15 protein-coding genes and 3 pseudogenes are annotated in these 19,673 nt (G+C 72.0%); 15 read left to right on the plus strand and 3 right to left on the minus strand.

The genetic code is table 11. From position 1 onward, the window contains the following. The first annotated feature begins 93 nt into the window (after window positions 1–93). The 5 genes and pseudogenes from ACFY0X_RS30535 (at window position 94) to ACFY0X_RS30555 (ending at window position 6,092) form a co-directional block, all read left to right on the plus strand. Window positions 94–612 (plus strand): YraN family protein, encoded by a 519-nt coding sequence (locus ACFY0X_RS30535; protein WP_387759381.1) that lies wholly within the window; start codon window positions 94–96, stop codon window positions 610–612. A 1-nt stretch (window position 613) separates the two neighbouring features. After that, window positions 614–1,588, plus strand: a pseudogene (locus ACFY0X_RS30540) (YifB family Mg chelatase-like AAA ATPase); the annotation flags it as partial. Window positions 1,589–1,705: 117 nt separating this feature from the next. Then, window positions 1,706–2,878, plus strand: a complete 1,173-nt coding sequence (locus ACFY0X_RS30545) for a tyrosine-type recombinase/integrase (protein ID WP_387759383.1) — start codon at window positions 1,706–1,708, stop codon at window positions 2,876–2,878. Beyond that, complete coding sequence (locus ACFY0X_RS30550; RefSeq protein WP_387759385.1) at window positions 2,875–5,508, plus strand: tyrosine-type recombinase/integrase; 2,634 nt, start codon at window positions 2,875–2,877, stop codon at window positions 5,506–5,508. The genes ACFY0X_RS30545 and ACFY0X_RS30550 overlap by 4 nt, the downstream gene beginning before the upstream one ends. Window positions 5,509–5,510: 2 nt before the next feature. After that, the gene (locus ACFY0X_RS30555; RefSeq protein WP_387759387.1) at window positions 5,511–6,092 is read left to right on the plus strand and encodes a DUF6262 family protein; all 582 of its coding nucleotides are present in this window, start codon (window positions 5,511–5,513) and stop codon (window positions 6,090–6,092) included. A 22-nt stretch (window positions 6,093–6,114) separates the two neighbouring features. On the opposite strand, the gene ACFY0X_RS30560 is transcribed toward ACFY0X_RS30555, so the two are convergent. After that, entirely contained in the window at window positions 6,115–6,510 is a 396-nt protein-coding gene (locus ACFY0X_RS30560) for a hypothetical protein (RefSeq protein ID WP_387759389.1), read from the minus strand. 175 nt (window positions 6,511–6,685) lie between these two features. On the opposite strand from ACFY0X_RS30560, the pseudogene ACFY0X_RS30565 reads away from it, so the two are divergent. From ACFY0X_RS30565 to ACFY0X_RS30580, 4 genes and pseudogenes are all read left to right on the plus strand, one after another. Continuing rightward, window positions 6,686–7,306 (plus strand): annotated as a pseudogene (locus ACFY0X_RS30565) (ATP-binding protein); the annotation flags it as partial. Window positions 7,307–7,425: 119 nt separating this feature from the next. Then, on the plus strand, window positions 7,426–8,622 hold the full coding sequence (gene dprA / locus ACFY0X_RS30570; RefSeq protein ID WP_387759391.1) for a DNA-processing protein DprA: 1,197 nt from the start codon (window positions 7,426–7,428) through the stop codon (window positions 8,620–8,622). A gap of 684 nt (window positions 8,623–9,306) precedes the next feature. After that, window positions 9,307–10,056, plus strand: a pseudogene (whiG, locus tag ACFY0X_RS30575) (RNA polymerase sigma factor WhiG); the annotation flags it as partial. Window positions 10,057–10,307: 251 nt separating this feature from the next. Further along, window positions 10,308–10,892 carry a TetR/AcrR family transcriptional regulator gene (locus ACFY0X_RS30580; protein WP_387759436.1) on the plus strand — a complete coding sequence of 195 codons (585 nt, stop codon included), beginning with the start codon at window positions 10,308–10,310 and terminating at the stop codon, window positions 10,890–10,892. Between the two features lie 42 nt (window positions 10,893–10,934). Here ACFY0X_RS30580 and ACFY0X_RS30585 read toward each other — a convergent pair whose 3' ends face one another. After that, entirely contained in the window at window positions 10,935–11,351 is a 417-nt protein-coding gene (locus ACFY0X_RS30585; protein WP_387759392.1) for a peptidoglycan DD-metalloendopeptidase family protein, read from the minus strand. Between the two features lie 858 nt (window positions 11,352–12,209). Here ACFY0X_RS30585 and rpsB point away from each other — a divergent pair. From rpsB to rlmN, 6 genes are all read left to right on the plus strand, one after another. Next, window positions 12,210–13,085, plus strand: coding sequence for a 30S ribosomal protein S2 (gene rpsB / locus ACFY0X_RS30590; RefSeq protein ID WP_387759394.1), 876 nt, complete (start codon window positions 12,210–12,212; stop codon window positions 13,083–13,085). A gap of 129 nt (window positions 13,086–13,214) precedes the next feature. Further along, complete coding sequence (gene tsf, locus ACFY0X_RS30595; RefSeq protein ID WP_387759396.1) at window positions 13,215–14,054, plus strand: translation elongation factor Ts; 840 nt, start codon at window positions 13,215–13,217, stop codon at window positions 14,052–14,054. A gap of 261 nt (window positions 14,055–14,315) precedes the next feature. Then, the gene (gene pyrH, locus ACFY0X_RS30600; protein WP_380654412.1) at window positions 14,316–15,080 is read left to right on the plus strand and encodes a UMP kinase; all 765 of its coding nucleotides are present in this window, start codon (window positions 14,316–14,318) and stop codon (window positions 15,078–15,080) included. 97 nt (window positions 15,081–15,177) lie between these two features. Beyond that, on the plus strand, window positions 15,178–15,735 hold the full coding sequence (gene frr, locus ACFY0X_RS30605) for a ribosome recycling factor (RefSeq protein WP_387759399.1): 558 nt from the start codon (window positions 15,178–15,180) through the stop codon (window positions 15,733–15,735). A 281-nt stretch (window positions 15,736–16,016) separates the two neighbouring features. Then, window positions 16,017–17,276 (plus strand): phosphatidate cytidylyltransferase, encoded by a 1,260-nt coding sequence (locus ACFY0X_RS30610; protein WP_387759437.1) that lies wholly within the window; start codon window positions 16,017–16,019, stop codon window positions 17,274–17,276. 88 nt (window positions 17,277–17,364) lie between these two features. Further along, window positions 17,365–18,495: a 23S rRNA (adenine(2503)-C(2))-methyltransferase RlmN gene (gene rlmN / locus ACFY0X_RS30615; protein ID WP_387759401.1), complete on the plus strand. Its 1,131-nt coding sequence runs from the start codon at window positions 17,365–17,367 to the stop codon at window positions 18,493–18,495. Between the two features lie 19 nt (window positions 18,496–18,514). Here the strand turns inward: rlmN and ACFY0X_RS30620 are convergent, their stop codons facing one another. Next, window positions 18,515–19,666 carry a hypothetical protein gene (locus ACFY0X_RS30620; RefSeq protein ID WP_387759403.1) on the minus strand — a complete coding sequence of 384 codons (1,152 nt, stop codon included), beginning with the start codon at window positions 19,664–19,666 and terminating at the stop codon, window positions 18,515–18,517. Window positions 19,667–19,673: the final 7 nt, after the last annotated feature.

Below are 19,673 nucleotides of genomic sequence, written 5' to 3' on the forward strand. Positions count from 1 at the left end.
AATTGTCGACAAGTTGGGGTTATCCACAGGGGACGGTAATTCCCGGGCCTCGTCGTGCGCATTGGTGCAGCCTCCTCCGCGGAGGTGGTCACCATGCAGCACACCGTCGTGCAGGACCAGGCCGTACCGGACCGGGCAGTACCGGACGCGGCCGCAGCCGGGAAGGCCCCGCGGGCGATCCCGGACCGCAGCACCAAGAACGGGCTCGGCCGCTACGGGGAACGGGTCGCCGCCCGCCGACTCGCGGAGGCCGGGCTCCGCATCCTGGACCGCAACTGGCGCTGCGTCGAGGGCGAGCTGGACATCGTCGCCCTCGACGGCGACACCGTGGCGGTCTGCGAGGTGAAGACCCGCTCCGAGCGGGGCTTCCAGCAGCCCACCGAGGCCATCGACCGGGCCAAGGCCGCCCGGCTGCAACGCCTGGCCGAGCGCTGGATGGCCGAGCGCTGGCCCGGTCACTTCGCCGAACTGGCCGGGCCCGGCTACGACCCGGGGCCCACTGATCCGCAATGGCCGCCCGCCCCACCGGGCGGGGTGCGGATCGACCTGGTCGCGGTGGTCAACCGGGCGCGGGGTGCGGCCCTGGTCGACCACCTGCGGGGGGTGGTCTGAGATGGCCTTCGCCCGCACCTGTTCCGTCGCGCTGGTCGGCGTCGACGGAGTGATCGTCGAGGTCCAGGCCGATCTGGAGCCCGGGGTGGCCGCGTTCACCCTGGTCGGCCTGCCCGACAAGGCGCTCACCGAAGCCCGCGACCGGGTCCGTGCCGCGGTGGTGAACAGCGGCGAGGCCTGGCCGCAGCGCAAGCTGACGGTCGGCCTCAGCCCCGCCTCGGTGCCCAAGAGCGGCAGCGGCTTCGACCTCGCGGTGGCCTGCGCCGTGCTGGCCGCCGCCGAACGGCTCGACCCCTCCGCCATCGCCGACCTGCTGGTCATCGGCGAGCTGGGGCTGGACGGCCGGGTGCGGCCGGTCAGAGGGGTGCTGCCGTCGGTGCTGGCCGCCGCCGACGCCGGTTACGAGCGGGTCGTGGTCGCCGAGCAGACCGCGCCCGAGGCCTCGCTCGTCCCCGGGGTGACGGTGATCGGCGTCCGCAGCCTGCGCCAGCTCGTCGCCATCCTGACCGGCACGACGGCACCGGAGGAGCCGCCCGACCCGATCGGCGGCCGGCCGGATCCGCTGATGGCCGGGCTGATGCTGCCCTGCGCGGGTGTGCGGGGCCTGCCCGACGACCGGACGGCCCGGCTCGACATGGCCGACGTGGCCGGCCAGTACGAGGCCCGGCGGGCCCTGGAGATCGCCGCCGCCGGAGGACACCACCTCTACCTGAAGGGCCCACCGGGCGCGGGCAAGACGATGCTGGCGGAGCGGTTGCCCGCGCTGCTCCCGCCGCTGACCCAGAAGGAGGCCCTGGAGGTCACCGCCGTCCACTCGGTGGCGGGGTTGCTCCCGGCCGGGCGCCCACTGATCGACACCGCTCCCTACTGCGCCCCGCACCACTCCACGACGATGCCGGCCATCGTCGGCGGCGGCAGCGGTCTGCCGAGACCGGGGGCGGTGTCGCTGGCCCACCGGGGCGTGCTCTTCCTGGACTTAATCAACCTGTAGTCCATGTGTATGGAATGTTCGTTTTCGATCGTTTCTAGCGGCATTTTGCTCGGCTAACCGCACACGATGCTGATGTACGGCACGTGAGCGAAGGGACCTCGGGTGCGGCAGGGACTGGTCATCGGGGACATCCGTGTACAGGAGGTGATCCGGGGTGATGGCCGGGTCGAGTACACCGTCCTGGAACCGGACGGAGCGATCCACAAGGTCCCGGACGCCTACCTCAGGTCACTGACCGCCGGTACCAGCCGGACGTACGCCTACCTGCTCGTCGATCACCTTCGGTGGCTGGTGATGGAGTGCCTCGACTTCCCGACCATCACGTTCGCTGACCTTGAGCGATACATGGGGGCGGTCGGGGCGGAGTATCCGGGCCCGTTCGGACAGCCCTGGCGCTCGGACAAGAAGCCGTACCGCCAGAGCACGCTGGAGGTCGCGGCCGCCTGCCTGAAGGGCTTCTACGTGCACCTGGCGAACCGGGGAGTGAACACGGAACTCGGTGAAGCCCTGGACCGGAATCGGCTTCCGACAACGGCCGATCGGCGAAGGGCCTTCCTTGGGCACACCTTGACGTCGATGCCCGCCAACCCGATCGCGCCGAACGGGAAGGTGCGCCGCCGCCATCCCAAGATGCTGCCGGAGGGCGCGAAGCAGAGCCTGCCCGGGACGCTCCGCTGGGCGCGCGACCGGATGATCGTCAGCTGGCTGGGTGACGGAGGCTTCCGCGTTGGCGAGCTCTGCGGGCTCCACCTGGTTGACCTGCACCTTCGCAAGAACGCGGACTGCGGTGAGTGCAGGGAACCCCACGTCCACATCTGCCATCGCGAGACGAACACGAACCGCAGCCGCGTCAAAGTCAAGGACGCCTGGGAGGTGAACAACGGCATCGTGCGCGGCGGAACCGTCCGCCGCGCCAGCCCCGGCATGATCCATACCCACTTCGACTACATGACCACCCAGTACCCGCGCCAGGCCCGCCACGGCATGCTGCTGGTCCAGCTCCAGGGCCCGAAGGCCGGCGACCCGCTGGCTACCGCGGCCGTCCGCAGCATGCTGAAGCACGCCGGTATCCGCCTGAAGTTCGACAAGGTCCTGCCGAAGGAGTTCAGGCACACCTTCACGTCCGAGGTGCTGGACGCGGCGAAGGGCAACGCGATGATCGCCAAGGAGGCCGGCGGCTGGAGGTCTGCGGCCATGGTCGACGAGGTCTACGGCCATGTCGATGTTCATGATCCGGTTTTCGCTGCCGCGCTGGAGAGGACGTGGGGTCTGTGACGAGCGCCCGGACGCGCCTGGCGAGCGAACACGACAAGCCGGCGGAACCGCGCCTGAAGCTGCTGAGCCACGACGTCCCCGCCCGTGAGTGGCGTGACCGGCTCGAACTGCTCGAAGCGCTGATCAGCGCACCGAACTTCGACCCTGCTCTGCGGGGCGACGTCCTGCGTCTGCCCCGCGACCATCCCCACCTCGGATGGGGATGCCAGGTCCCCCAGTGCGGGCGCACGAAGAACGAGAGCAGCCTCCTCTGCAACCGGCACTACGAGGAGTGGCGGCAGGCCAAGGCGGCCGGCATCAGCAAGCCGCAGTTCCTCCTGGAGGCGACCCCGGCGCCAGTCGCGGTCGGACAACAGCGGCAACGGTGCCTGATCTGCCCCGATCGCGGGACCATCAGGCAGGAGCCTCCCCTCTGCGGGTCGCACTACTCCAAATGGGTGGACGCCGACATGCCTCCACTGGAGGACTGGTGCATGACCCAGCGCCCCGGCGCCGGCTACGGCACCTGCAAGGTCGTGATCTGTGAGGAGCCGGCCGCGTCGCCTTTGGGCCTGTGCTACCGCCACTACGGCCGCTACATGGAGAGCAACCGGCCCGGCGGCGCCCGCCTCACCAGGAGCTGGGCAATTGACTACGCGCGCACTGGCCGACCGCCAGTCGTCTGCTTTGACGACGAGAGCCAGTTCCAGCGATGGTGCGAGAAGTCCAGGCCAGTCCTGGTCACCGGCTGCATCAGCCTGGAAGGACTGCCCAAACTCGCCGCCGCGGAACTGCAGTGGGGCCTGTTCGACCACTACCAGCAGGCTCAGCCCAGCCGCTGGACCATCGGCTCCATCCAGCGCACCGTCCGGGCCTGCATGAACCTCGGCATCAAGTCGTTCGCCGAGCGGGAGCACCCGAAGGTCGCCAGCCTGCCGTCGCACCAGAGGATGATCATCCGGGAGATCCGTGAGAGCCTGCGGAAGATCTACTTCACCCAGGACGACACGAAGGAAGTCGGCTTCATCGAGACAGTCCACTTCGGGCGCCAGTTTCAAGGCGCGTCCAGCTACATGGACCTCACGTCCATTCCGCAGCGGTGGCTCCGCGACTTGCTCTGGGAGTACATGGCAGCCCAGCTGAGATCCCAGAAATGCCCGCGGACCCGAGGCCCCTTCGACACCGCTCGCCGCTCGGTCATCCAGCTCGGCACCTTCCTCGCCGCCGAGGTCCCGCAAGCCGACTCGGGTCCGGAGGTCCTGACTGAGAAGCACACCGAGGCGTTTGTGGCGGACATGCGCCACCGCGAACGCGAAGGGCTCCCCTCGCTGGGGCTGTTCCAGTCCGCCACCGGCAAGGCGACGATCGTTACCAGCACCCAGCGGCGGATGACCTTCAACGGACTCCACAAGCTCCTCTACTGGGCCCTGGAAACCGGGCAATCGGAAGCGATCGGACTGCCCCGGATCTTCATCACCGCCATGCCCACCGGCGGAACGGATCCCAAGATCTCCCGAAACCCGTTCACCGACGACGTCGCCCGGGCCTTGGCCGACGAGGAGAACCTCCAGCAGTTCGCGTTCCGCTTCGACTCCCAGGACTTCGGCCTGCGCGACATCTGGGAGACCATCGTCTTCACCGGCCGGCGTTGCAGCGAGGTGGTCAAGCTCCGCCTGGACTGCATCGGGCGCTACGGCGGCCTCCCGCTCCTCTGGCACGACCAGACGAAGGTCAGGAACTACAACGACGCGATCCGGATCCCGGAATACCTCTTCGAGAAGCTGGAACAGCGCCAGACCAAGACGCTCCAGCGTTTCGAAGAACACCACGGGCGGATGCCGACCCGGGACGAGCGCACCAAGCTCGCCCTGTTTCCCTCGCCGGTGTGTAACGCGAATCGCCAGAAGTCACTGTCCTACGGACACTTCCAGATCAGCTTCTCCGGCTGGGTCGACACCCTCGACCTCGGCGCCGTCGTCGCCCACCAGGCCCGGCACACCATGGCCACCAAACTCCTTCGCCAGGGCGCCTCCCTCGCCCACATCCGTCGCTACCTCGGCCAGGTCTCCGACCGCATGGCAGAGCACTACGCGAAGGTCGCCAACTCCGACCTCGAAGACGTCCTGCAAGCGGTCTGGGTGGCCGGCCCCGGCTCATCCTCCCCAGGCGAACTGCTGACCGGTGACCAGCCCCTCACCCAGCACGAGGCCATGGCCCTGGCCCTGGACCTCAGCCGTCGCAGCACCCCCGCGGAAGGCGGACTCTGCACCTTCCAGCCGGTCGTCGACGGCGGTGCCTGCCCCTGGAACCTGGACTGCGAGAACTGCGACAAGTTCGTCCTGTCCGGAGCTGACCTCGTCTACTGGCGCCGCAAGCAGCAGCAGTGGCGCTCCATCGCCGAGCGCGCACCGGACGACACCACGGCGGACTACCTCCACAAGCTGTTCGAGCCGACCGCCCGCGCGATCGACGGCCTGGAACGGGCCCTTGCCGGCATGGGCCTGCTGGAGGAAGCCCTGACGCTGGACCTGCGACGCCCCCAGGACTACTTCCAACGGGTCTGGAGCACCGCCTTCCGCGCAGCCGACCTGGCCAGGCTCGCCGACGAACCCGAACCCGCCAACGAGCCAGAGATCTCCGGAGCGGCATGACCATGAGGCCCGACCAGACTGCCGCGGCGATCGCCGCGCGCCGCCGCACCACTGACCTCATGAACGTCCGGGTCCGGCAAGCGCTCACACAGATGCGCCGCGAACGCGCAAAGATCACCTACGCCGCTGTCGCACGACGCGCGGACGTGTCCCGCACGTTCCTCTACCAGAACGACGATGCCCGCAAGGCCGTCGAAGACGCTGGGGCAGAGGCCGCAGGCCAGTTCACCAAGGACGAGTCGGCCAAGGCCGCCCAGCTCGACGCCGCCTGGCGCGAGCGCGCGCTCAACGCGGAGGAACTCGTGAAGACCATGAGCGACGAGGTCCGCTCACAGCGTCGTCAGCTGGCGACCTTGCTCGGCCGCGTCCGCGACCTGGAAGGCCACCTTCCCGCCGATGCAGTCCAACGACTCGTCAGCGAGAACACCACGCTGAAGGTTCGGCTGCGGCAGCAGACGCAGGAGAACCGAACCCTTGAAGACCGGCTCACTGCGGCGCGAGAGAACAACCGCTTCCTCGACAAACGCATCGCCGACCTTGAGACCGCGCTGCTCGAAGCCAAATCGCCGACGGAGCTCAGCTGAAAGTCGGCAGCGATCGCCTCAGTCAGTGCCGTCGACTGCTCTCGACGGCGGTCGGGACGACCTTGCGCACGTGATCCGCGTCGAAGGCGCGCGGGGAGCTCTTGAACCCGGCCACCGCCACCACATCGGCGCGCGTCACCGTCGCCGCCCCCATGAGCTTCGGCTTCTTCGGCTTGACGCGCTCGGGTCGATACACCGAGGGGTCCGCCGCAATCTTCCGGGCCCTCCTGATCGCGGAAGCGCGGTTCTGCTGCCGCGTCTCCTTGCAGAGCAGGCGAACCAGATCCTCGCGCCTGACCACCTCGTCGAACGACAGCGAGCCCTGAGGACGGCCCGTTACCAACGACTCGTACTCCTCCAGAGCCGCCCGAATGCGTCGGACGGCAGCCCTGGCGGCCGCATACTCTCTGGGCTTCATCGACGCAGAGGCTACGCTCGCCCGGCCGCCCAGAACAGAGGAACCGACCCGGAACTTCGGTGACCTGATGGGCAACTCCGGCCCTTGGAACCCACCCACCCCACGTCGCGAACATGACCGTCACGCATTTCCGCACGTCAGATACGACGCTGACACTCGTCCGCGCGGAAAAGCGGACGAGGCGCCGGAGTTCCCGGTCCGGGTGCTCGACGCGCTGCGCCAGCCGCTGGAGTCGGGCGAGGTGGTGATCGCCCGCTCGGCCGGATCGCTCCGGCTCCCGGCCCGCTTCTTGCTCTGCCTGGCGGCCAACCCCTGCCCGTGCGGCCGGTACTCCCGGCGGGGCGAGGGCTGCGAGTGCACCCCGGCCATGGTCAGCCGCTACCAGGGGCGGCTGTCCGGGCCGCTGCTGGACCGGGTGGACCTCCAGGTCCAGGTGGCCCCGGTGACGAGGGTCGAGCTCATGGAGCGGGACACCACGGCGGAGACCACCGAGACCGTCGCGGCCCGGGTGCTGGCCGCGCGGGAGCGGGCGGCGGCCCGGCTGGCGAACACCCCGTGGCGGACCAACGCGGAGGTGCCGGGCCACGAGCTGCGCACCCGCTGGCAGCTCGCGGCCGGCGCGCTCAACGACGCCGCGCGGCAGCTGGAGCGGGGGCTGCTGACCGCCCGGGGCCTGGACCGGGTGCTCAGGGTCGCCTGGACGGTCGCCGACCTCGCCGGACGCGACCGGCCGGACCAGCGGGACGTCCGCACGGCCCTGGTCCTGCGCACCGGCGTGGAGCACGGGCTGCCGCTGACCGAGCGGGTCTTCGGCCGGCTCGGTGGAATCCCGGCGCAGCGCGGCAGCCCGGAGGACGGCCGGCCCGGGGAGCCCGAGGCGCCGGACACGAAGGCGCGGAACCAGGAGGGTGAGGCATGAACCAGTTGCTGAGGCAACCTCGGATCCCCACGGCGGCCGAGGCCGGGGGCGGAACCACCACCGACGCCGGGTCCGAGCCCGAGCGCCTCGCCCGGGTGCTGCTCGGCCGGATCAGCGAACCGGGGGACGCGGTGGTCGGCCGGTGGCTCGGCCAGCTCCCCGCCGTCGACGTGGTCAGGGCGATCCGGGACGGAACGGTGCCCGACCACCCCGGGCTGGACGCCACCCGGCTGGCCGGGTACCAGGCGCGGCTCCCCGGGCTGGACCCGCGGACGGACCTGAAACGGGTACGGGCCGTCGGTGGACGGTTCATCATTCCGGGGGACACGGAGTGGCCCAGTCAACTCGACGACCTGGGCGACGGACGTCCGATCGGGCTCTGGGTGACGGGCACCGGCTCGCTGCGGCTGCTCGCGCTCCGCTCGGTCGCGATGGTGGGCTCGCGCGCCTGCACGGCCTACGGTGCCCATGTCGCGGGGGAGCTGTCGGCCCAACTGGCGGAGCGCGGCTGGGTGGTGGTCTCGGGAGCCGCCTACGGGATCGACGCCGCCGCCCACCGCGGGGCGCTCGCGGTCGGTGGGACGACCGCCGCCGTGCTCGCCTGCGGCGTCGACGTGGCCTACCCCAAGGGCAACGCCGAACTGATCCGGCGGATCGGCGTCCAGGGCCTGCTGGTCAGCGAACTCCCGCCCGGGGAGCACCCGAACCGCTTCCGGTTCGTCCTGCGCAACCGGGTCATCGCGGCGCTCACCCGGGGAACGGTGGTGGTCGAGGCGGCGGTGCGCAGCGGCGCCCTGAGCACGGCCAGACGGGCGCGGGACCTCAACCGCCACACCATGGGCGTCGCGGGCCCGGTGACTTCGGAGCTCTCCGCCGGGGTGCACGCCCTGATCCGCAGCGGCGGTGCCACCCTGGTCACCGACGCGGCCGAGATCACCGAGCTGATCGGGGCGATCGGGGACGACCTGGCGCCGCAGCGCAGCGGCCCGGTGCTCCCGCGCGACCTGCTGGAGCCGGCCGTCGCCCGGGTGCTGGAGGCCGTACCGGCGACGGCGGAGGGAGCGCCGATCGAGCGGCTGGCCCGGCAGTCCGGTCTCCCGCCGGACGAAGTCCTGCAACGCCTCTACGAGTTGGGCTCGCTCGGCTACGTGGAGCGGCACGGCGCGCACTGGCGCGTGGTGCGGAGGAGGTGAGCACCGGAGCGGAGGCCACACGCCCGCACCCAGCGCGCCGGGGGGACGCACGTCGGAGCCACCCTGCTGACCTGCCGATCCGTGCTCCTGTTCGTCGCCTGGATCCGGTGTGCGAACGCCACCGGATCGGGGGACGACCGAGTGGCGGTAGCGCTTTGCAGTGAGTCGGTCACGCTACGCTCCACATGCCTTCCCTATCAGCACATGACTCGGCAGAACGGCGCAGACCAACGCATGCCCACACACATTCCCGGACACAGAGTGACCGGTGGTGCTCGGTCCTCGGGAGGGCCGCGGACCGACCGGCGTTCCGCGCCCGACTACCCGTCGAAGCCGGCGGGGGCGATGGGAGGCCTGTCGCGCCAGGGCGGCCGGCCGACGGTGGTGCCCCAGCCCGTGGATGCGGCCCGAGACGCCGAACCGGCCCAGGGCGTCGACGCGGCCGGTCCTGCGGGCGCGCCCGTCGGTACGCCCGCCGGCGCGCCCCCCGGCGCGGTCGTCGACGGCGCGCCCCGGCCATCCGGAAGCGCGCCGACCCCGGGCGCCACCTCCCCGGCCCTCACCTCGCCGGTGCCCGCCCCGTCGGTGCCCGCCCCGCCGCTGTCCGCGCCCCGCCGGGAGAGGGCGCCGGGCGGCGATCAGGGGCAGGAGGCCAGGGAGGCCGCGGCCCAGGGGCGCACCGCGCTCGAAGCACTCTGGCGCTCCTACAAGGAGACCGGGGACCAGCGGCTGCGCGAGCAGCTGATCCTGCACTACTCACCGCTCGTCAAGTACGTGGCGGGGCGGGTCGGGGTCGGCCTGCCCTCCAACGTCGAACAGGCGGACTTCGTCTCCTCCGGGGTCTTCGGGCTGATCGACGCGATCGAGAAGTTCGACATCGACCGCGCCATCAAGTTCGAGACGTACGCGATCAGCCGCATCCGCGGCGCGATCATCGACGAGCTGCGCGCCCTGGACTGGATCCCGCGCTCGGTGCGGCAGAAGGCGAAGGCGGTCGAGCGGACGTACGCGACACTGGAGGCCCGGCTGCGCCGGACGCCGCACGAGCCCGAGGTCGCGGCGGAGATGGGCATCGCGATCGAGGACCTGCACGCCATCTTCAGCCAGCTGTCGCTGGCCAACGTGGTGGCGCTGGACGAACTGCTCCACCCGGCGGGGGAGGGTGGCGACCGGCTGAGCCTGATGGACACCCTGGAGGACCACGGCGCGGACAACCCGGTCGAGGTGGCCGAGGACCGCGAGCTGCGCAGGCTGCTGGCCCAGGCGGTCAACACCCTCCCCGAGCGGGAGAAGACGGTGGTGACGCTCTACTACTACGAGGGCCTCACCCTCGCCGAGATCGGACAGGTGCTGGGGGTGACGGAGAGTCGGGTGAGTCAGATCCACACCAAGTCCGTCCTCCAACTGCGCGCCAAGCTGTCGGACATCCGATAGGGCGTCGCACCCCGGCCGTCGGCCGCCGGCTGTCCGAAGCCAGTGGTCGGAAGCCGGGCGTCGGCCGCCAGCTGCCCGAAGCCAGCAGCCCGAATCCCGCCATCGGAAGCCAGCAGCCCGAAGCCAGCCATCGGAAGCCGGCCGTCGGAAGCCGCCCGTCGGGTCCGTGCCTCCTTCGGATGCGCGGCGCCGTACCGGCCGGAGGTATGGCTCCGTACAGTGGGTGCGTGCCGAAGATCCGAGCGGCCACGGTGGCCGAGCATCGCCAGCTCCAGCGAGCAGCCCTCCTCGATGCTGCCCGCGTCCTGCTCACCGAGGGCGGCATGGAGGCCCTGACCTTCCCCGCGCTCGCGGCGCGCACCGGGCTGGCGCGTTCCTCGGTCTACGAGTACTTCCGCTCCCGCGCCGCCGTGGTCGAGGCGCTCTGCGAGGTGGACCTCCCGCTCTGGGCGGCCGAGATCGAGGCCGGCATGGAGAGCTGCGACACCGCCGTCGAACGGATCGAGGCCTACGTCCGGGGCCAGCTGGCGCTCGCCGCCCACCCCCGGCACCGCGCGGTGGTGGCCATCTCGGCGCTGGAGCTCGACGAGGCCGCGCGCGAGCGGATCAGGGCGGCGCACGGCAGGCTGGCCGGCCTGGTCGGCCGCACGCTGGAGGACCTCGGCCACCAGCAGCCCCGGCTCGCCGCGGCCCTGGTCCAGGGCGTCGTGGAGGCGGCGACCCGCAGGTCCGAGCAGGCCGCCGCCGGAGGCCGCACCGGCTGTGCGACCGAGAGCGCCGAGGAGATCGCCGACGCCGCCGTCGCGATGGTGCTGCACGGACTCGTCCGCGGCTGAGCCCGGCCCGGATCGCCATTCGCGGGCGTACGGCGGGGCGCCCTACCCGTCCCCGCCCGCCAGCGGCAGCAGTCGCGCCGTGCCCGCGCCGAAGAGGGCCAGCGGGTCCAGGTAGCGGCTTCCGCGCAGCAGCCCCCAGTGCAGGCAGTCGCGCCCCGCACAGTGCCGCCCGTCCGCGGCGAGCAGACCGACCGGCTGCCCGGCGCTCACCGGAGTGCCGACCGGGACGGTGCCGGTGACGGGCAGATAGGTGGTCCGCAGCGGGGGAGAGCCCGAGCCGGGGTGGGAGACGGTCACCACCGGCCGTCCCGCGACCAGCCCGGAGAAGGCGACCACTCCGGGAGCCGCCGCCCGGACCTCGCCCCCGGGGACGGCGGCGAGGTCCACGCCCCGGTGCCCGGCGGCCCAGACCTTCGCCGGTGGCTCGAACCGGCCCAGCAGCCCGCGGGGCCCGCCCACCGGCCAGGCCCGCGCGCCACCCCACCCGGCCCCGCGACCCGTGCCGGTGGCGCCGTCCACACCGCTACCGCCCGAGGCCCCGGAAACCCCGGGGACCCCCGAAGCCTCCGAAGTCACTGAGATCCCCGAGACGCCCGAGGCCATCGGGGCGCCCAAGGCCCCCGACAGCACGAGCGCCACCGCCACCACTACGGCCACCACCGACACCGACACCCCGCCGAACCCGCCGCGACCAGTCATGCCCGCAGGCTCGCCGCCCCGGCGCCCCCGCACCACCCACATCCGGATTCCTGTGGACAAACCACCCCCACTCCCGAGCGCCGTCCCTCGGACGGGTGTACGGGCGCCGCCATCCGGTGTACAAACGGCATACCTCCGGGGCCCCCGGGCAAGCGGCCGACCAGCCCGCGCCACCCTCCCGCGTCCGCCCACGCGTCCCCACGCCCACTCCCGGCTCCACCCCCGGCCCCACTCCCGCCGGCCCGCCGGAACCGGCCCGCCCCGGCCGTTGCCCGGGCTCCGCCCAGGTCCCCGGCGGGCCCCCGGCCACGCGTGGAGTCGCTCGCCCCTCGGCGCTTCCCGTACACTTCACACGCGACCCGGTCCGCCGGGTCGACTTCGCACGCCCCGCCACCGGCGGTCGGACGCGGTTCGTCCGCGGCCCCGCCAGGTGCGAGTGCCGCTCGGTCCGCCGAGCCCGACCGGCCCCCGGGCCGTGAGGGGAAAGCGGCTCGGCACGTTCGGGGCGTCAGGCGTGGCTGTCACCTGGCCGCCACGGACAAACCGAGCCTGACCCGGCTGTGGGCTACCGCTGCGACGCAGTGCCGCTGCCGGGCCGTAACACCAAGGAGCACGGCAATGGCCGTCGTCACGATGCGGGAGCTGCTGGAGAGCGGCGTCCACTTCGGTCACCAGACCCGCCGCTGGAACCCGAAGATGAAGCGCTTCATCATCACCGAGCGCAACGGCATCTACATCATCGACCTCCTGCAGTCGCTGAACTACATCGACCGCGCCTTCGAGTTCATCAAGGAGACCGTTGCCCACGGCGGCAGCGTCCTCTTCGTCGGCACGAAGAAGCAGGCTCAGGAGGCCATCGCCGAGCAGGCCACCCGCGTGGGCATGCCCTACGTGAACCAGCGCTGGCTCGGCGGCATGCTGACCAACTTCTCGACCGTCTACAAGCGCCTCCAGCGCCTGAAGGAGCTCGGCGAGCTGGACTTCTCGGACGTGGCCGGTTCCGGCCTGACCAAGAAGGAGCTCCTGGTCCTCCAGCGCGAGCACGACAAGCTGGAGAAGACCCTCGGCGGTATCCGCGACATGCAGCGCGTTCCCAGCGCCGTCTGGATCGTGGACACCAAGAAGGAGCACATCGCGGTCGGCGAGGCCCGGAAGCTCAACATCCCGGTCGTCGCCATCCTCGACACCAACTGTGACCCGGACGAGGTCGACTACAAGATCCCGGGCAACGACGACGCGATCCGCTCCGTCACCCTGCTGACCCGCGTGATCGCCGACGCCGTGGCCGAGGGCCTGAAGTCCCGCGCCGGTGTCGCCAAGGGCGACGCCAAGGCCGAGCCGGGTGCCGACCAGCCGCTGGCCGCCTGGGAGAAGGACCTCATCGAGGGCGAGAAGAAGGCCGAGGAGGCTCCCGCCGCCGCCGAGGCCCCCGCCGCCGCTGAGGCTCCCGCCGCCGAGGCCCCCGCCGCCGAGGCGCCGGCCGAGCAGGCCTGACGTACCCAGGGTGAGGGGCACCCGCCGGTACGAAACCGGCAGGTGCCCCTCTCTCCAGCGCCGGGACCGAACCACCGGTCCCGGCGCCACTCCACGCAGACACGCGAGACGCGAGAAGAGATTCACACCATGGCGAACTTCACCGCCGCGGACGTCAAGAAGCTCCGTGAGCTCACCGGCGCCGGCATGATGGACTGCAAGAAGGCCCTGGACGAGGCCGAGGGCAACGTCGAGAAGGCCGTCGAGCTCCTGCGCATCAAGGGCCAGAAGGGCGTTGCCAAGCGCGAGGGCCGTGACGCCTCCAACGGCGCCGTCGCCTCGCTGATCGCCGAGGACAAGAAGTCCGGCGTTCTGGTCGAGCTGAACTGCGAGACCGACTTCGTCGCCAAGGGTGACAACTTCGTCAAGGTCGCCGACGCGATCGCCGCCCACGTCGCCAAGACCGCCCCGGCCGACCTGGACGCCGCCCTGGCCTCCGAGATCGAGGCCGGCAAGACCGTCCAGCAGTTCGTGGACGAGGCCAACGCGACCCTGGGCGAGAAGATCGTCTTCCGTCGCTTCGCCCAGTTCGACGGTGACGGCTTCGTCGCGGTCTACCTGCACAAGACCAGCCCCGACCTGCCGCCGGCCGTCGGCGTCCTGGTCGAGCTGGACAAGGAGAACGCCGAGGTCGCGAAGGACGTCGCGCAGCACATCGCCGCCTTCGCGCCGAAGTACCTGTCCCGCGAGGAGATCCCGGCCGAGGAGCTCGAGAACGAGCGCCGCGTCGCCGAGGCCACCGCCCGCGAGGAGGGCAAGCCGGAGGCCGCCCTGCCGAAGATCGTCGAGGGTCGCGTCACCGGCTTCGTGAAGGAGAACTCCGTCCTGGAGCAGGCCTTCGCGAAGGACAACAAGAAGACCGTCGCCAAGGTCCTCGAGGAGAACGGCGTCGCCCTCAAGCGCTTCGCCCGCTTCCGCGTCGGCGCCTGAGCCACGTTCCACCTGGTCCCCGGCCCCTCTACGCTGGGAACCGCCCCCGCCCGCTGACCCGGGCGGGAGGAACGCCGAACGGGCTCACCCCGCGCCCACCGTCAACGGGCGGGCTCGCGTCGGCACCATGAACGACGAGGAGGCCATTGCCGTGCAGGACACCGAACCGGTTCCCGCGGCAGTGGCCTCCTCTCGTGTACACGCAGGCGGGGCATCCGCACACCCGCGCCTGTGACCAGTAGGTGCAAAAAGGAGAAGTCCATGCAGGAGACGCAGGAGACCGCGCAGGACCCCAGGGCCGGCTCGCGCCGCCGGGTGCTGCTCAAGCTGTCCGGTGAAGCCTTCGCCGGTGGCGGCGGGCTCGGCGTCGACCCGGACGTCGTGCACGCGATCGCCCGGGAGATCGCCACGGTCGTCCGCGCCGGTACCGAGGTCGCGGTGGTCATCGGCGGCGGCAACTTCTTCCGGGGCGCCGAGCTCCAGGTCCGCGGCATGGACCGCGCCCGTTCCGACTACATGGGCATGCTCGGCACCGTCATGAACTGCCTGGCGCTCCAGGACTTCCTGGTCAAGGAGGGCATCGAGACCCGGGTCCAGACCGCCATCACCATGGGCCAGGTCGCCGAGCCGTACCTGCCGCTGCGCGCCGTCCGGCACCTGGAGAAGGGCCGCGTGGTGATCTTCGGCGCCGGTATGGGCATGCCGTACTTCTCCACCGACACCACGGCCGTCCAGCGCGCCCTGGAGATCCACGCGGACGTCCTGCTGATGGGCAAGAACGGCGTGGACGGCGTCTACGACTCCGACCCGCGGACCAACCCGGACGCGGTCAAGTTCGACGCGCTGGAGTACTCCGAGGTCATCGCGCGCGACCTCAAGGTGGCCGACCTCACCGCGATCACGCTGTGCAAGGACAACAACCTTCCGATGCTGGTCTTCGAACTGCTGGCGGAGGGCAATATCGCGCGCGCGGTGAAGAGTGAGAAGATCGGCACACTCATCAGCCAGGATTCTGTCCGGGCCTGAGCAGTAACCAGCCGTACGGAACGGGGCGGGCGCCGCGACCGGCGACCGCCCGACACCGGTCGGAACGACAGCAGATGAACCGGACAGGGAGACCACAGTGATCGAAGAGACCCTCCTCGAGGCCGAGGAGAAGATGGAGAAGGCCGTCCTCCACGCCAAGGACGACTTCGCGGCCATCCGCACCGGCCGCGCGCACCCGGCGATGTTCGCCAAGATCGTCGCCGAGTACTACGGCGCCAAGACCCCGATCAACCAGCTGGCCTCGTTCTCGGTGCCGGAGCCGCGGATGGCGGTCGTCTCGCCGTTCGACAAGACCGCGCTGAAGGCCATCGAGCAGGCGATCCGCGACTCCGACCTGGGCGTCAACCCGTCCAACGACGGCTCGATCATCCGCGTGGTGCTGCCCGAGCTCACCGAGGAGCGCCGCCGGGAGTTCATCAAGGTCGCCCGCACCAAGGGCGAGGACGCCAAGGTCTCGATCCGTTCGGTGCGCCGCAAGGCCAAGGACGCCATCGACAAGCTGGTGAAGGACGGCGAGGTCGGCGAGGACGACGGCCGCCGTTCCGAGAAGGAGCTCGACGACACCACGGCCAAGTACGTGGCCCAGATCGACGAGCTGCTGAAGCACAAGGAAGCCGAGCTGCTCGAGGTCTGATGAACGACGCCCCTGACGCCCCCGGCTACTGGGGCCCGTCCGACCAGCAGTTCCAGCCCCACCCTCCGGCGCCGCAGCCGCAGGCCGCCCGTGCCCGGGCCCACCCGGCGCCGGGGTACGGTCCGCAGGCGGCGCCGGCCCAGGGACACCCCGGCCACCCGGGCGGCCACGCCGTGCCCCCGGGCGTGCCGGGTGCCGCCCAGGGGGTGCCGGGCCACCGTTCGGGTCAGTCGCAGCAGCCTCCGGTGTACTGGGGCGGCGACGCGGAGGAGACTCAGGTCATGCCTCCCGTACCGGCCGAGCCCGGCCCGCCGCCCGGCATGCCCGACCCCGGTCGCCCGGTCGGCCACGGCCGACCCGCGGCCCACGGCCGGCCCTCGGCCGAGGACCGGTCCGCGGCTCACGGGCGGCCCGCCACCGGTGGACCGTCCGAGCTCGCCGAGGGGCAGGCCGGGGCGTCCGGCCGGCTGAGCGGCCCGCTGTTCCGGGACGAGCGGCCCGAGCCGGCGCCGCCGGGTGTGACGGAGACGGTCGTGCTGCGCGCGATATCCGACGACGCCACCCCTGCCCCCGGTCACGGCACCCCGCCGCACCCGGGGGCACCGGTGCGTCCCGCGCCGCCGGCGAACCACCTGGCGGCCGGGCAGCCCCAGTTCTCGCCGTCGTCCCATCCAGGGCAGGAGACACCCGTGGCCGCCCAGCCCGCCCCGCAGCCGCAGCCGCGCAAGCAGCGCGGTGGCCGTAACCTCCAGGCCGCCATAGGCGTGGGCGTCGGTCTCGGCGCGGTGATCGTCGCCTCGCTGTTCGTGGTGAAGGCGCTGTTCCTGGTCGTCGTGATGGCCGCGGTCGCGGTCGGCGTCTGGGAGCTGACCAGCCGGCTCTCCGAGCGCAAGCAGATCAAGGCGCCGCTGGTGCCGCTGGTCGTGGGCGGCCTCGCGATGGTCGCCACCGGCTACTGGGCCGGCGTCCAGTGGGCCGCCGCCTCGCTCGCGCTGACCGGGCTGGCGGTGATGGTCTGGCGGATGGCCGAGCCGCCGGAGGACTACCTGCGGGACATAACGGCGGGTGTCTTCACGGCGTTCTACGTGCCGTTCCTGGCGACCTTCGTGGCGATGATGCTGGCGGCCGACGACGGCCCCCAGCGGATCGTGCTCTTCCTGATCGTGACGATCTGCAGCGACACCGGCGCCTACGCGGTGGGCTACAAGTTCGGGAAGACCAAGCTGGCCCCGACGATCAGCCCCGGCAAGACCCGCGAGGGCCTGGCCGGCGGCATCGCCCTGTCGATGCTCGCGGGCGCGCTGCTGATGCAGCTGATCATCGACGACGGCAGCTGGTGGCAGGGCCTGATCCTGGGCGGCTGCGCGGCGGTCACCGCGACCCTGGGCGACCTGGGCGAGTCGATGATCAAGCGCGACCTCGGGATCAAGGACATGGGCACGCTGCTGCCCGGCCACGGCGGCATCATGGACCGGCTGGACTCGCTGCTGCCGACCGCCCCGGTGGTCTGGCTGCTGCTGGCCGCCTTCGTGGGCAGCTGACCCGCGCGGACGGGAGACGTACGTACCCGGGAGGGCCCCGGACGCCTGGCGTCCGGGGCCCTCGCGCGTCTGCGACACTTGAGGAACCATGCCTAAGCCCGGAGAACTCACGTTTGTCGCGCCGCGCGGCGCCAAGCCCCCGCGACACCTCGCCGACCTCAGCCCCGCCGAGCGCAAGGAGGCCGTCGCCGAGCTGGGCGAGCAGCCGTTCCGCGCCAAGCAGCTCTCCAACCACTACTTCGGCCGGATGTCGAACGACCCGGCGAGCTGGACGGACATCCCCGCCGCCAGCCGGGAGAAGCTCACCGAGAGCCTGCTGCCCGAGCTGATGTCGGTGGTCCGGCACGTCTCCTGCGACGACGACGCCACCCGCAAGACGCTCTGGAAGCTCTTCGACGGCACGCTCGTGGAGTCCGTGCTGATGCGCTACCCGGACCGGGTCACCATGTGCATCAGCTCGCAGGCCGGCTGCGGCATGAACTGCCCGTTCTGCGCCACCGGCCAGGCCGGGCTGACCCGCAACCTGTCCACCGCCGAGATCGTCGAGCAGATCGCCGCCGGGATGCGCTCGCTCAAGGCGGGGGAGTTCGGCGCGCGGGCCCCCCAGGACGGGAGCGGCCCGGGCGGCGAGGCGCGGCTGTCCAACGTGGTCTTCATGGGCATGGGCGAGCCGCTGGCCAACTACAACCGGGTGCTGGCCGCGATCCGCCGGCTGACCGACCCGGCGCCCGACGGCTTCGGCCTGTCCCAGCGCGGCATCACGGTCTCCACCGTCGGCCTCGTCCCGGCGATGAACCGGTTCGCGGACGAGGGCCTCAGCTGCCGTCTGGCGCTGTCGCTGCACGCCCCGGACGACGAGCTGCGCGACGAGCTGGTGCCGGTGAACACCCGGTGGAAGGTCGCCGAGGTGCTGGACGCCGCCTGGAACTACGCCGAGAAGTCCGGCCGCCGGGTCTCCATCGAGTACGCGCTGATCAAGGACATCAACGACCAGGCCTGGCGGGCCGACCTGCTCGGCCGGCTGATCAAGAACCATCGGGTGCACGTCAACCTGATCCCGTTGAACCCGACGCCCGGTTCCAAGTGGACGGCCTCCCGGCCCGAGGACGAGCGCGAGTTCGTCCGCCGCCTCCAGTCGCACGGCGTGCCGACGACCGTCCGCGACACCCGCGGCCAGGAGATCGACGGCGCCTGCGGCCAGCTCGCCGCGGCGGGCTGAGGCCCACCGGGGGAGTTCGCTACCGGAGTCCGGCGGCCGCCAGCGCGGCGGTCGCCCCGCCGGTCAGCAGCAGCGTGCTGCCCACCGCGAGGGTGCGCAGCGCGACCGCGCCGAACAGCAGCCGGGGCGAGGTGCCGAGGCGCAGCAGCGCGTCGGTGACCTCCCGGCGGTCGGTGCGGACCTCGGCGAGCCGGGTGACCACCGCGGCGGCCGCGCAGCCGAGCACCAGGCAGGCCTCGACGGCGGGCAGCGCGTCGGCGCTGTCCGGCGTGCCGATCCAGTAGCGGATGGTGGTGAGCACCAGCGCGACGGCGAGGGTGAGCACGGCCAGCGGCGCGCCGAGCCGGCGGGCCTGGGCGGTGAGCCCGCGCCCGGCCAGCAGCCGCAGCGGGGTGGGCCGCCCGAGGGCGAGCAGCCGTCCGGCCCAGGCCAGCAGCGGCCCGGTGAGCAGGGCGAGGCCGAGCGCGCTGGCGGCCCAGCCGCCGAGGGCGGCGGTGCTGGTGGAGCCGAGCCCGGCGGGCAGGTGGATCGGGCGGCCGTCGACCGCGGCGCCGGGCCGCAGGGCGATGAGTTCGAGCGCGGCGCCGATCACGCCCAGCCCGACCCCCAGGGCGATCCGCCAGACCCCGAAGCCGGTCGGGGCCTGGGTGCGGCCGCCGGGCAGGGCGTCGATGACGGGCACCGCGCAGGCGGCGGCGGTGCCGGCGGTGAGCGGCACCAGGGCGAGCAGGGCGACCGGGGCGGCGGCCGGCAGCGGCGCGCCCATGCCGAGGTCGGGGGCGAGCGAGGGCCCGGCGACGTTGTTGCGCAGGACCAGGAAGGCCAGCAGGGCGAGCACGCTGCCGAGGGTGCAGGCGAGCGCGACCTCGCCCGCGATCAGCGTCCTGATCCGGCGGGAGCCGGCCCCGGCGGCGGTGAGCCCGGCGATCCGCTCGGGCCGCCGGGCGGGCACCGCGCGGGCGGCGACGGCCGCGAACCAGGCGACGGCGGCGAGCGGGGGCAGGCACCAGAGCAGCCGGACCAGCGGGTCGGCGCCGCCGGCCGGGTCGCTCATCGCCCGGCCGAGGGAGCGCAGCAGGAAGGCGGCGACCACGGTGGCGGCCAGCGCGGTGAGCAGCCAGCGGCCGAGGTCGGGCACCCGGTAGCCCCGGGCCAGACGGAGATAGAACACGTCGACT

It is taken from the genome of Kitasatospora sp. NPDC001547, assembly GCF_042894165.1.
Classification (GTDB): Bacteria; Actinomycetota; Actinomycetes; order Streptomycetales; family Streptomycetaceae; genus Kitasatospora.

Coding starts and splice junctions, on each gene's coding strand:
- ACFY0X_RS30535 (WP_387759381.1), top strand. CDS start 94: ATGCAGCACACCGTCGTGCAGGACCAGGCCGTACCGGACCGGGCAGTA.
- ACFY0X_RS30555 (WP_387759387.1), top strand. CDS start 5,511: ATGAGGCCCGACCAGACTGCCGCGGCGATCGCCGCGCGCCGCCGCACC.
- ACFY0X_RS30560 (WP_387759389.1), bottom strand. CDS start 6,510: ATGAAGCCCAGAGAGTATGCGGCCGCCAGGGCTGCCGTCCGACGCATT.
- dprA (WP_387759391.1), top strand. CDS start 7,426: ATGAACCAGTTGCTGAGGCAACCTCGGATCCCCACGGCGGCCGAGGCC.
- rpsB (WP_387759394.1), top strand. CDS start 12,210: ATGGCCGTCGTCACGATGCGGGAGCTGCTGGAGAGCGGCGTCCACTTC.
- tsf (WP_387759396.1), top strand. CDS start 13,215: ATGGCGAACTTCACCGCCGCGGACGTCAAGAAGCTCCGTGAGCTCACC.
- pyrH (WP_380654412.1), top strand. CDS start 14,316: ATGCAGGAGACGCAGGAGACCGCGCAGGACCCCAGGGCCGGCTCGCGC.
- ACFY0X_RS30610 (WP_387759437.1), top strand. CDS start 16,017: ATGCCTCCCGTACCGGCCGAGCCCGGCCCGCCGCCCGGCATGCCCGAC.
- rlmN (WP_387759401.1), top strand. CDS start 17,365: ATGCCTAAGCCCGGAGAACTCACGTTTGTCGCGCCGCGCGGCGCCAAG.